Origin of the sequence: Micromonospora sp. D93 (assembly GCF_018070365.1) — a bacterium.
GTDB lineage: Bacteria > Actinomycetota > Actinomycetes > Mycobacteriales > Micromonosporaceae > Micromonospora > Micromonospora ureilytica.
Genome location: NZ_JAGPXW010000008.1, coordinates 144790 through 157118, shown reverse-complemented (window position 1 = coordinate 157118; position 12329 = coordinate 144790). Strand labels below are relative to the sequence as shown.

General features: G+C 70.4%; 11 protein-coding genes and 2 riboswitches. Of the genes, 5 read left to right on the top strand and 6 right to left on the bottom strand.

The features are described 5' to 3' along the window. Positions 1–27: 27 nt before the first annotated feature. Positions 28–2352, bottom strand: coding sequence for a ribonucleoside-diphosphate reductase subunit alpha (locus KBX71_RS12610; protein ID WP_247683386.1), 2325 nt, complete (start codon positions 2350–2352; stop codon positions 28–30). 191 nt (positions 2353–2543) lie between these two features. Next, a riboswitch (cobalamin riboswitch) is annotated at positions 2544–2761 on the bottom strand. 280 nt (positions 2762–3041) lie between these two features. On the opposite strand from KBX71_RS12610, the gene KBX71_RS12605 reads away from it, so the two are divergent. Both KBX71_RS12605 and KBX71_RS12600 read left to right on the top strand, forming a co-directional pair. Continuing rightward, the gene (locus tag KBX71_RS12605; protein ID WP_210818114.1) at positions 3042–4439 is read left to right on the top strand and encodes an enolase C-terminal domain-like protein; all 1398 of its coding nucleotides are present in this window, start codon (positions 3042–3044) and stop codon (positions 4437–4439) included. A gap of 7 nt (positions 4440–4446) precedes the next feature. Beyond that, the gene (locus KBX71_RS12600) at positions 4447–5166 is read left to right on the top strand and encodes a FadR/GntR family transcriptional regulator (protein ID WP_210818113.1); all 720 of its coding nucleotides are present in this window, start codon (positions 4447–4449) and stop codon (positions 5164–5166) included. Between the two features lie 10 nt (positions 5167–5176). Here KBX71_RS12600 and KBX71_RS12595 read toward each other — a convergent pair whose 3' ends face one another. The 5 genes from KBX71_RS12595 to KBX71_RS12575 all read right to left on the bottom strand — a co-directional run bounded on the left by KBX71_RS12595 (position 5177) and on the right by KBX71_RS12575 (position 10309). After that, complete coding sequence (locus tag KBX71_RS12595; protein WP_307847052.1) at positions 5177–6196, bottom strand: aldo/keto reductase; 1020 nt, start codon at positions 6194–6196, stop codon at positions 5177–5179. Further along, the gene (locus tag KBX71_RS12590; protein WP_247683360.1) at positions 6193–7011 is read right to left on the bottom strand and encodes an ATP-binding cassette domain-containing protein; all 819 of its coding nucleotides are present in this window, start codon (positions 7009–7011) and stop codon (positions 6193–6195) included. Before KBX71_RS12590 ends, KBX71_RS12595 begins: the two co-directional genes overlap by 4 nt. After that, complete coding sequence (locus KBX71_RS12585) at positions 7011–8063, bottom strand: ABC transporter substrate-binding protein (RefSeq protein WP_210818112.1); 1053 nt, start codon at positions 8061–8063, stop codon at positions 7011–7013. The genes KBX71_RS12590 and KBX71_RS12585 overlap by 1 nt, the downstream gene beginning before the upstream one ends. A gap of 40 nt (positions 8064–8103) precedes the next feature. Then, complete coding sequence (locus KBX71_RS12580; protein WP_210818111.1) at positions 8104–9111, bottom strand: ABC transporter permease; 1008 nt, start codon at positions 9109–9111, stop codon at positions 8104–8106. Positions 9112–9430: 319 nt separating this feature from the next. Beyond that, a complete protein-coding gene (locus KBX71_RS12575; protein ID WP_210818110.1) occupies positions 9431–10309 on the bottom strand; it encodes an amidohydrolase in 879 nt (292 codons plus the stop codon). Positions 10310–10626: 317 nt separating this feature from the next. Next, a riboswitch (cobalamin riboswitch) is annotated at positions 10627–10707 on the top strand. A gap of 58 nt (positions 10708–10765) precedes the next feature. On the opposite strand from KBX71_RS12575, the gene KBX71_RS12570 reads away from it, so the two are divergent. The 3 genes from KBX71_RS12570 to KBX71_RS12560 are packed head-to-tail and all read left to right on the top strand — an operon-like array spanning position 10766 to position 12314. Continuing rightward, on the top strand, positions 10766–10969 hold the full coding sequence (locus KBX71_RS12570; RefSeq protein ID WP_124822026.1) for a CbtB domain-containing protein: 204 nt from the start codon (positions 10766–10768) through the stop codon (positions 10967–10969). Then, complete coding sequence (locus KBX71_RS12565; protein WP_210818109.1) at positions 10960–11730, top strand: CbtA family protein; 771 nt, start codon at positions 10960–10962, stop codon at positions 11728–11730. Before KBX71_RS12570 ends, KBX71_RS12565 begins: the two co-directional genes overlap by 10 nt. Further along, complete coding sequence (locus KBX71_RS12560; RefSeq protein WP_210818108.1) at positions 11727–12314, top strand: histidine phosphatase family protein; 588 nt, start codon at positions 11727–11729, stop codon at positions 12312–12314. Before KBX71_RS12565 ends, KBX71_RS12560 begins: the two co-directional genes overlap by 4 nt. Positions 12315–12329: the final 15 nt, after the last annotated feature.

The following is a 12329-nucleotide window of genomic DNA, read 5'->3' as shown; positions in this document are numbered from 1 at the left end:
TGTCGGCGGTGGTGGCGTCGGCGGGGGTCACTGGCAGGCCTCGCACGACTCGGGGTTCTCCAGCGAGCAGGCCAGCGCCTCCGCGTCGACGGCGACGGCGACGGGTGCCACGGCGCTGACGGTGGCCTGCTGGATCCGCGTCGCGGGGCGCGAACGCAGGTAGTAGGTGGTCTTCAGCCCGGCCTTCCAGGCGTAGAGGTACATCGAGGAGAGCTTGCCGATGGTCGGTGCGGCCAGGAACAGGTTCAACGACTGGGACTGGTCGATGAACGGGGCGCGGGCGGCGGCCAGGTCGATCAGCGCCCGCTGCGGCAGCTCCCACGCGGTGCGGAACAACTCCCGTACGCCGGCCGGCAGCTCGGCGATGTCCTGCACCGACCCCTCCGCCCGCTTGATCGCCGAACGGATCCGCTCGGTCCACAGACCGCGGGCCTTCAGCTCGCGTACCAGAGCGGTGTTGACCTGGAGGAACTCCCCCGACAGGGTTTCGCGCTTGAACAGGTTGGACACCTGCGGCTCGATGCACTCGTAGCACCCGGCGATCGAGGCGATGGTCGCGGTCGGCGCGACCGCCACCAGCAGCGAGTTGCGCAGCCCGTACGCCTCGACCTGCTTCCGCAGCGCGCCCCACCGCGCGGCCTGCGTGCCCTCGACACCCCACAGGTCGGGCTGCAGCTGACCCCGCGCGGCCCGGGTCTGCGGGTACGCCGGGTGCGCTCCGAAGTCGCGCGCCAGGTCGGCGGACGTCTCCAGTGCGGTCAGGTACAGCTCCTCGCTGATCCGGGTGGACAGCTCCCGCGCGGCCGGCGAGTCGAACGGCAGCCGCAGCGCGAAGAACACGTCCTGCAGGCCCATCAGCCCGAGCCCGACCGGCCGCCAGCGGGGGTTGCTCGCCGCCGCCTGCGCGGTCGGGTAGTAGTTGATGTCGATGACCCGGTCGAGGAAGGTCACCGCGGTCCGTACCGTGGCGCGCAGCCGCTCCCAGTCGATGCCGCCGTCGGCGAGGTGGGCGGCGAGGTTCACCGAGCCCAGGTTGCACACGGCGGTCTCGGCGTCACTGGACACCTCGACGATCTCGGTGCACAGGTTGGACAGGTGCACCACGTTGCCCGGCTCGGCGGTCTGGTTGCAGAGTCGGTTGGCGGCGTCCTTGAAGGTCATCCACCCGTTGCCGGTCTGGGCGAGGGTGCGCATCATCTTCCCGTACAGCTCCCTGGCCGGGACCTGCCGCACGTAGCGGCCCTGCGCCTCGGCCTCCCGGTACGCGGTGTCGAACCGCTCCCCCCACAGGTCGGGCAGCTCGGGCACCTCGTGCGGGTCGAACAGCGACCACAGCTCGTCGGCCTCGACCCGGCGCATGAACTCGTCGGGGATCCAGTTGGCCAGGTTGAGGTTGTGGGCACGCCGGGCGTCCTCGCCGGTGTTGTCCCGCAGTTGCAGGAACTCCTCGATGTCCGGGTGCCACGGCTCCAGGTAGACGCAGGCCGCGCCCTTGCGCCGGCCGCCCTGGTTGACCGCGGCGACGCTCGCGTCCAGCGTGCGCAGCCACGGCACGATCCCGTTGGACTGTCCGTTCGTGCCTCGGATCAGCGCACCCCGGGAACGGACCCGGGAGTACGCGATGCCGATGCCACCGGCGAACTTGGACAGGTTGGCGACCTGGGCGTACCGCTGGTAGATCGAGTCCAACTCGTCGAGCGGGGAGTCGACCAGGTAGCAGGAGGACATCTGGGTGTGCCGGGTCCCGGAGTTGAACAGGGTCGGTGAGCTGGGCAGGTAGGCCAGGCTGGACATCAGTCGGTAGAAGCCGACCGCCTCGTCCGCCGTCCGGGACAGGCCGCAGGCCACCCGCAGCAGCCAGTACTGCGGGGTCTCCAGCACCAGTCGGCTGGTGGGGTGGCGCAGCAGGTAGCGGTCGTACACCGTGCGCAGGCCGAAGTACTCGAACCGGCGGTCGCCGTCCAGGTCGATGGCGTGGTCGAGCGTCGTGGCGTGCGCGGCGACGAACGTGGCGGTGTCGTCACCGATCAGGCCCTCGGCGTGACCGACCCGGATCGCCGCGCTGAACGAGGTGATGCCCTGCCGACGCACCTCCTTGTCGACGTAGCCGGCCAGCAGCCGCGCGGCGAGGCGCGAGTACTGCGGCTCCTCGCCGATCATCTCGGCCGCGGTCTGGATGGACAGCCGGTCCAGTTCGGCAGTGGTCGCGCCGTCGTAGAGACCGCTGATGGTGCGGGTGGCAACCCGCATCGGGTCGACGTCGGTCAGGTCGTCGGCCCACCGCTCGACCGCCCGGACGATCTTGTTCACGTCCACGGGTTCGGTGGCGCCGTCGCGCTTGCGGACCTGCATCGGCGTCCGCCGCACTGTCGCGTCGCCGCTGACCGGGACTACCTCGGTGACTGTCACCACTCGCTCCTCGGAGTTCGAGACCTGGTGGCCCGGACGCGAGGAGACAGACACCGACGGACGCCACGCCAGCCCGGCGTGGGTCAGGTGGCGTCAGCCGTCCCACGCGGCCTCGGACCGCCGCCCACCCGGGTGCGGGTACGCGGCGCGCTGGCAGGTCTTCGGACTCGCGGGCACGACCGGACTCGCCGGTCTCCTACTGGCCGTCGCTTCCCAGGCCGATTGGTGGCCCAGTGCTGATGACGGCTGTCGTTCCCACTCACCGCTGCGGGACAGTCCCGGATTTCCACCGGGTTCCCTGTTGCCTCGACCGCACCGGATGAGCGGCCGAACCAGCTGCGTTCGACACCATATATAGGGACGCAGTCGTTGTCACACCCCACATGTCGGTCTCGGGCGTGTCGGGGACCGGCTCGGTGATCACCGTCACCACTGTGGCCAACCCACGCACGCCGAGCATCTGGGACGGGCTTCCGCGCGTGTGTCGACAAGCGACATAGGTTTGATCTATCGGGGCAGCAAACATCATACGTATGCGGGCCTGCGGCGATCGATATCGTTGACGTGCCGGAGCCGCCCTCCGTATACTCCCAGTGATCATCTGATCTTTAGCCTAGCTGGGCGAGGAGCGCATGCCGCAGATCACCGCCGTCACCGTCGAAGACGTCCGCTTCCCCACCTCCCTGACCGCTGACGGGTCAGACGCGATGAACAAGGACGGCGACTACTCGGCGGCCTACGTCGTCCTGCACACCGACGGCGTCGACGGAGTGGGTGCGCCACTCGCGGGGCACGGCCTGACCTTCACCATCGGTCGAGGAAACGACATCGTCGCGGCGGCGGCGGTCCACCAGGCACAGCTCCTCGTGGGCCTGGACGTGGCGACGATGGCAGCGGACATGGGCGCGGTCTACCGCCTGCTGACCTCCGACTCACAGCTGCGGTGGCTCGGCCCGGAGAAGGGTGTCGTCCACCTGTCCCTCGCCGCCGTGTTGAACGCGTCGTGGGACCTGGTCGCCCGGGTCGCCGACAAGCCGCTGTGGCGGCTGCTCGTCGACATGTCCCCCGAGCAGCTCGTCGACATCGCGGACCTGCGCTACCTGTCCGACGCGCTGACCCGGGACGAGGCACTGGCCATCCTGCGGGCCAAGGAGGCCACTAAGGCCGCCCGCCTCGCCGAACTCGACCGGACCGGCTACCCCGCCTACACCACCTCGGCGGGCTGGCTCGGCTACGGCGACGACAAGCTGCGCCGACTGTGCCAGGAGGCGGTCGACACCGGCTACGGCTACGTCAAGCTCAAGGTGGGCGCCAACCTCGATGACGACATCCGCCGATGCGCGATCGCGCGGGAGATCCTCGGACCGGACCGCAACCTGATGATCGACGCCAACCAGGTGTGGGACGTCGGTCAGGCCATCGAGTGGGTCACGGCCCTCGCCCAGTTCAAGCCACTGTGGATCGAGGAGCCGACCAGCCCCGACGACATCCTGGGCCACGCGGCCGTCCGCCGTGCCGTCGCTCCGATCGGCGTCGCCACCGGCGAGCACTGCCACAACCGGGTGATGTTCAAGCAGCTGTTCCAAGCCGAGGCCATCGACTTCTGCCAGCTGGACACCGGCCGGTTGGCCAGCATCAACGAGATCGTCGCCGTGCTGCTGCTCGCCGCGAAGTTCGACGTACCGGTGTGCCCACACGCCGGTGGTGTCGGCCTGTGCGAGATGGTCCAACACGTGTCGGTGCTCGACTACGTCGCGATCTCGGGGGATCTCACCAACCGTGTCACCGAGTTCGTCGATCACCTGCACGAGCACTTCACCGATCCGTGCATCATCCAGGACACCGGCTCAGGCAGCGGTTACGTCCTGCCCAGCCAGCCCGGCTACTCCACCCGGATGCGCCAGGAGTCGGTCGCGCTCTACCGCTTTCCGGACGGCGGCTACTGGGCAGCGACAGACCCGACTACCGTGTCATCTCCGGAGGCGGCGTACGTGATCGCGGGTGGGAAGGCCACCCCCGCCGGCCGCTAGGGGAGTCATGTCTCGCACTGACGAAGTGGTCAACGGCATCAAGCGGATGATCCTCGAAGGGCAGTTCAGGCCCGGGGACCGGCTGCCCATCGAGAAGGACCTCGCCGAGTCGCTCGGCGTCTCGCGGGGCTCGCTGCGCGAGGGGATGTCGGCCCTGTCGATCCTCGGCATCGTCAACATCCGCCAGGGCGACGGCACCTACGTCACCAACCTCGACGCGCCACAACTGCTGGCCCCGATGGGTTTCGTGGTGGACTTCCAGGGTCAGGGCGACCCACGGCACATCCACACCGTTCGGCGACTGCTGGAGTGCGAGGCCGCCTGCCTGGCGGCGACCAGGATCACCGACGAGGCGCTGGCCCAGGCCGGTGACCTGCTCGCCGAGGCGGCCCGGCTGGTCGGCCAGTCACCGCTGGATCACGAGCGGATCATGGAGATCGACATCGCCTTCCACCGGATCATCGCCGCGCACGCTGGGAATCCGGTGCTCGTCGGCCTGATCGAAGCCTTCGCCGGGCGGACCATCCGCGGCCGACTCTGGCGGAGTCTGCACGAGGAGGGCGCGGACGTGCGTACCCATGACGAACACGTGGCGATCCTGAAGGCCCTCGTGGCGCGCGACCCGGAGCGGGCCCGCACCCGGATGGCCAACCACCTGATCGGCGTGGAGGAGTCGTTGCAGGGTTTACCCGACGACGCGGACGCGGGCATCGAGACGGCCCGGTGACCGCCGGCCGTCACGACTGCACGTCGAGCAACCCTTCGTCGTACAACGCCGCCCAGAGCTGATCCGGGACGTCGACGTCGGATCGGCGCAGGGTCTCGGTCACCTGGGCCTCGTCCCGCATGCCGACCACCGTCGAGACCACGGCCGGGTGCCGACGGACGAACGCCAACGCCGCCTGGGGCAACGTGACGCCGTACGTCTGACAGACCCGCGCCATCCGGCGGGCCTGGTCGATCACCTCTGCCGGAGCCTGCTGATAGTCGTAGACGGCGTCGGTCGCCGGCATGTCCCGGGCCAGCAGCCCGGAGTTGTAGACCCCGGCGACCACCACACCGACGCGGCGGGCCTGCGCGACGGGCAGCAGGTCGGTCAACGCGCCCTGCTCCAGCAGGGTGTACCGGCCGGCGCACATCACCACGTCCACGTCGGTCTCCGCCACGAAGCGGGCCAGCATCGCGGACTGGTTCATCCCGGCCCCGACCGCACCGATCACGCCCTGCTCCCGCAACTCCACCAACGCCGGGATCGCCTCGCGCGCGGCCTGCTCCCAATGCTCGTCCGGATCATGCAGATACACCACGTCGATCCGGTCCAGGCCGGTGCGCCGAAGGCTCGACTCCAACGAACGGCGCACGCCGTCGCGGCTGAAGTCCCAGACCCGGCGATGATCGGCGGGAACGTCGTACCCCTCCGGATCCCGCCGGTGCGCCGTCTCCGGTGACGGCACGAGCAGCCGGCCGACCTTCGTCGACACCACGTACTCCTCGCGCGGGCGGGAGCGGAGGGCCGCGCCCAGGCGCGTTTCGGACAGGCCCAGCCCGTAGTGCGGTGCCGTGTCGAAGTATCGGATGCCGCCCGCCCACGCGGTGTCCACCGCGGCGGCGAACTGCTCGTCCGAGGTCGCCCGGTAGAGATTGCCACCCTGCGAGGCGCCGAAGCCCAGTGGGCCCAGCCGCAGCGGCGACCCGGCGGCGAGCCGGGTCGCCTGACGGGCGAGATCGTGCGCGACCCGGTGGGCGGCCACCGTCACCTCTCGTCCCGATCCACGCTGGTGCTGCCGGTCATCGCCGCGACCAGGTCGTCGGTGGTGACCTCGTCAGCGCGTAGTTGGGCCGCTCGCCGGCCGAGGCGCAGCACCTCGACCCGGTCGGCGATCTCGAGCACCTGCGGCATGTTGTGGCTCACCAACACCACCGACATGCCGGCGTCGCGGGCACGCCGGACGACGTCGAGCACGCGTCCGGTCTGGACCACGCCCAACGCCGCGGTGGGCTCGTCGAGGATGACCACGTTTGTCGCCCAGATGATGGCGCGGGCCACGGCGACACACTGCCGCTGCCCACCGGACAGCATCGCGATCGGGGTGGTGACCCGGGGGATGCGTACGCCCAGTTCGTCGAGGGCCGTGGCGGCGCCCTGCCGCATGGCGCGCTTGTCCAACAGCCCGAGCCGGCCGAGTGGTCCGGAGCGGAGGATCTCCCGGCCGAGATACAGGTTGGCGGCCACGCTGAGGTCGTCGGCGACGGCGAGATCCTGGTAGACGGTCTCCACCCCCGCGCGCCGGGCATCGACCGGAGTCGAGAACTCAACCGGACGGCCGCCGATCCGGATCTCGCCCTCGTCCGGCGGATGCACACCGGACAGGGTCTTGATCAGCGTGCTCTTTCCGGCACCGTTGTCACCGATCAGCGCGACGACCTCACCCCGGCGGACCATGAAGTCGGCGCCACGCAACGCCTCGACGTGCCCGAACCGCTTGACGATGCCGCGGGCTTCGAGGGCCGGCGGTTCCGCGTCGGTGGGTTGCTGATCGCTGTCGGCGGTGGCCGAAGGGATGCCGCCCATCACTGCACCGGCGGGTTGGCGCAGCTGGGCTCGAGCACCGCCTTGATCTCCGCCGAGTCGATGTTCTCCTTGGTGACGAACGTGACGCCGGTGTCGGCCGACGCCAGCGGCGCCTTGTCCCGAAGGTGCTTGACCATCTTGTCGACGCCGAAGTAGCCCATCTTGAACGGGTTCTGCACGACCAGCGCCGAGATCTGGCCGTTGCGCACTCCGGCGATCTCGTCCGGCGCCGCGTCCCAGCCGATGATGACCACCTTGCCGGACTTGCCGGCCGCCTGGATGGCCTGCGCGGCACCGAGCACGCTCGGCTCGTTGGCCGCGAAGACGCCGGCGAGGTTGGGGTTCGCGGTGAGGATGTTCTCGGTGACCCGTCGGGCCTCGTTGACATCACTGCGGCTCGGCTGCTGGCCGACCAGCTTCAGGTTGGGGTACTGGGCGAGGCCGGCCTTGAAGCCGTCGACCCGCTCGGTGTTGGTCTGCGATCCGGGCTGGAACTCGACGAGTGCCACCTCGTGGTTTCCGGGGCCGAGTTCGGTGGCGAGCAGCTTCGCCGCCTCGGTCGCCGACGCACGGTTGTCGGTGGCGAAGAGGGGCACGGTCGACGGCTGCGGGCTGGTGCCAGAGTCGATCATGGCGACCGGGATGTTGGCGCTGAGCGCCTTGTCGGTCGCCGGTGCCAGCGCGCTGGAGTCGGTCGCCGCGTAGACGATGCCGTCGACCTTCTTGGTGACGAAGTTCTGGATCAGGTTGACCTGCCCCTCGACGTCGGTCTCGGCGGTCACCCCGTCCCACTGGACGGTGACGTCCCCCGCGCGCTGCGCGGCGCACTCCGCGCCCGCCTTGACCGTGTTCCAGTAGTCCGCCCCGACCGCCTTGGGTACGACGGCGAGCTTCAGCGGGCCGCTGGCGTCCTTTGTCGCGCCGTCGCCGCCGTCCCGGACCTCGACCCCGCCGCAGGCGCTGAGCAGAGCGGTCGCCGCGGCCGCGGCGAGGATCGCCTGCGCACGCAGGAGGGGTCCTCGCGTCCGCCGGCTGGTGGTGGTCTGTGCCATGGTGTGTGTCCTTCCTCGTTCGGACTCTCGGAATGGCATGTCAACCCCGTGATTCCAACCGCCGGCGGCGGTACTGGTCGAAGTAGACGGCGGCCCAGATGATCACGCCGACGATCACCTGCTGGTAGTGGATGCTGATGTCGAGCAGGACGGCGCCGTTGCGGACCAGGGCAATGAGGAACGCGCCGATGATGGTCCCGACGATCCGGCCCTGCCCGCCGAACAGGCTGGCTCCGCCGATGACGGCGGCGGCGATGACGTCGAGTTCCAGCGAGATCCCGTAGTTGGGCTGGCCGGAGTTGACCCGGGAGGCGGCGATCATGCCGCCCAGCCCGACCAGGACGCCGGCCAGCACGTACACCCCGGTCAGGTGGCGCCCCACCCGGATGCCGGAGCGGCGGGCCGCCTCCAGGTTGGAGCCCATCGCGTAGGTGTGCTGACCGAAGCGGGTCTGGGAGAGCAGGAAGGCGACCCCGACGGCGACCAGGACGGTGATCACCACGGCGAACGGAATGCCGAGGATCTCCCCGTTGCCGAGCAGTTGGAAGGTTCGGGGCAGGCCGTAGACGCCGACGGCTCCGGTGATGATGAAGACGAGGCCGCGGCCCACGGACATCGTCCCCAACGTCGCGATGAACGGTGGGATCCGGGCCACCGTCACCAGCAGCCCGTTCAACAGCCCGGCCAGTGCGCCGACGCCGATCGCGACGGCCGTGGCCGCCCACAGTGAGAAGCCGAGGTCGCGCACGACCATCGCGCCCAACACGCCGGCGAGCGCGGCGACCGACCCCACGGACAGGTCGATGCCCTTCGTGATGATGACCATCGTCTGGGCCGTGGCGATGATGGCGATCACCGCCGTCTGCGCCCCGATGTTGAAGAGGTTGTCCGCGGTCAGGAAGTACGGACTCGCGAAGGTCAAGGCGATGAACAGGACGACCAACGCGGTCGCGGCCGTGAACTCGGAGACGGCGTGGGAGATCCGTTCCCGGAACCAGTCGCTGAGTTCGCCGCGCTGTGTGCCGGCGGTTGCCTCGGCGCTACTCATCGTCGGACCTGACCTCCCCAAGCGTGGCGGTGGCACCCGACGGTGACCCGCCGACGAGCCGAACGCCTGTGCGCGACCGACCCTGCTCGGAGGGCAGTGCGGCAATGTGCCCGCACGACCCTCGAGATAGGTCGGATGTTTGCCCCGATCAGGCGTTACCTTCCCATGCATTCACGTATGTTGCCAAGGCCTTACGGGCGTGTTTTGCCATCGTTACCTGCACCGCCGAAGGCATACATCTGACCAAACGCCATCGGCCACCGTCGCTAGGATGCCATCGACAACATGCTATGTCCCCAGTTCGGAACCCGCTGCCGGGTCAGAAGGGGGGCAGTTGGTACACCCGGCCGGCGGTCCCACGCCAGATCGCCGCCCGCTCGCCCGCCGACAGCGGGTCCAGCAGGTCGCCGAGGACCGTGACCCAGCGGGTGTACGAGGTGGCGAGCAGGCACACCGGCCAGTCCGAGCCGAACATCAGCCGATCCGGCCCGAACACGTCGAGGGCGTGCTCGACAGCGGGCCGCAGGTCGGTCGTCGTCCAGGACGCGCCGTCCACCTCGGTCACCAGGCCGGAGAGCTTCGCCGTCGTGTTGGGCTCGGCCGCGAACGCGCGGAGGTCGCGGCGCCAGTCGGCGAGATCGCCGCGCCCGAGCGGGGGCTTGCCGAGGTGGTCGAGGACGAACCGCACCTGGGGCAGGTCCCGGACGAGCCGGGTGGCCGCCGGCAGCTGACCGTGGCGCACCAGGAGGTCGAAGGCGAGGCCGGCGGCGCCGACCGCGGCGATGCCCCGCCGCACCTCGGGGCGGTCGAGATAGGCCGGGTCGGGCTCGGACTGGACCAGGTGGCGGATCCCGACCAGCCGTTCGCCGCCCCGCGCCCTCCGCAGTCGGTCGAGACGACGGCCGACCTCCGCGGCGGTGAGGTCGACCCAGCCGACCACCCCGGCGACGAGAGGATCGTCGGCCGCGATACCGAGCAGCTCGGGCGTCTCCGACCGGACGGCGACGGACTGCACGACCACGGTCTGGGTGACCCCGGCGGCCCGGGTCGCCGGGGCGAGTTCGACAGGGGTGAAGTCGTCGTCGATCGCGGCCATGGTGTGCGGATCGATCCAGGGCTGCGGGTGCCGCGCCCGGACCCAGAGGTGATGATGCGCGTCGACGATGCCCGGCCGTCGCGCGACCTCGCCGGTCGTCATCGGACCCGTCCTGGCGTGTTCACGTTCACCCCACACCCCGCCCCGCCACCGACCGAACCCCTCCGGGTAGACCCGGAGCCACAGAGTCGATCTGGCAGGTTGACCATGTTAGCGGTAACAGGCTGTTCCCGGGTCGCGGAACGCGCGCCGGACCGGATTCCCACCGAGTCGCCTTTTGGTCAGACGAATCCGCCGGCACCGACGGCTGGTCCGGCTCGTTGAACCTCCAGTGCGCGGGCGCCCTGCGGGCGCGGGGCCCGGGTTGACCGCCTGAGGCGGCCCCGATACCGTCGACCCACTATCTGCGGCGACGCGAGGGAAGCCGGTGTGAATCCGGCGCGGTCGCGCCACTGTGAGCGGTTCCCCCACCTCAAACTGGGGGCCGCGAGCCAGGACGCTCGGTCGTCCGCAGCCTTGCGATGGGGACGCGTCATCCCTGGGGAGGTTCGTGTATTCATGTCTAGTTCCGCTTCCAGCCAGCCGGTGGTGCACCCCGCTGGCAGCGCACGTCTCCTGTGGACGGCTCTCGCGACCGTTGCCGTGCTCACCCTGCTGGCCTACCTCGTCGCCTTCGACCAGGGGGCGGTATCGCGCAGCGGGATGTACCTGCACGAGCTGATGCACGACGGCAGGCACCTGCTGGGTGTCCCGTGCCACTGAACACCACCACCGCTCCCCCGTTCGTCGCCGTCCTCGTTCGCGGGCTGCTCGCCGGTCTGATCGCCGGCCTGCTCGCCGGGGCGTTCGCGTACGTCGCCGGCGAACCCCACGTCGAGGCAGCCATCGCCATCGAGGAGGCGGCGGCACACGCCGAGCCCGCCGCCGGTGCGCACGACCACGAGGACGCCCTGGTCAGCCGGACGGGTCAGCGTGGCGGCCTGTTCCTGGCCACCGGCCTGTTCGGCGCCGCGATGGGTGGTCTGCTGGCCACGGCGTACGTCCTGCTGTCCCGTCGGCGGCGTAGCGACGACGGCGGGCGGTCGGGCCTGCTGCTGGCCGGCGCGGCGCTGCTCGGCGCGGTGATCGTGCCGTTCCTCAAGTACCCGGCGAACCCGCCGGCGGTCGGCGACCCGGCCACCATCAACCAGCGGACCGTCACCTACCTGTTGATGGTGGTACTCGGGCTGGTGGCCGTGTGGGCCGGCTCGCTGGGCTACCGGTCGGTCGGTGCCCAGGCGCCGACGTGGCTGCGCGCCGCCGCGGCCGTGGGCGGGTTCCTGCTGGTCACGGCAGTGTCGTACGTGGTGATGCCGTCCTTCCAGGAGGTTCCGGCGGACTTCCCGGCGACCCTGCTGTGGAACTTCCGGCTGGCCTCGCTCGGCACCCAGGTCGTGCTCTGGACCGGCATCGGCCTGCTGTTCGCGGCCCTGATGCACCACGAGCGGCGTCACCGGGCCGGCACCGCACTGCCGAGCACGTGACCGGCACCAGCCTCCGGCTGGTCGCCCACGGTCATACCGCCGCTCTGCGTCGGGCGCGCTTCGGCGGCACAGACGACGGCCTGGACGAGGGTGGCCTTCGTGCCGCCCTCGCCCAGGCCCACGCCGGTCCGGACCGGCGTGGGCCCCTCGGCGTGCACGACACGTGCCTGTCCAGCCCGGCGGCGGCGGCCCGACAGACCGCCGACGCCCTGGGCCTGCTGCCGACTATCGAGGCTGCGTTGGCCGACTGTGACTACGGCGACTGGTCCGGACTGTCGCTTGAGGAGATCGCCGGTACGCACCCGCAGGCGCTGCACGACTGGCTGTCCGACGCGGACTCCGCGCCGCACGGCGGTGAATCGGTCACGGCCGTACGGGATCGGGTCGGTCGCTGGCTGGACGAGCACCGCAACGCCGGTCGACGCGTCGTCGCGGTCACCCACCCGCTGGTGATCCGGGTCGCGGTCGTGCACGCCCTCGGCCTGCCGACGGCGACGTACCGGCAGGTGGACGTGGAACCCCTGGCCGTCGTCCGGCTCACCAGCCAGGGCACGCGCTGGCAGCTGCGACTGGGCCCGCAGTGAGCTGAGCGGCGGGTG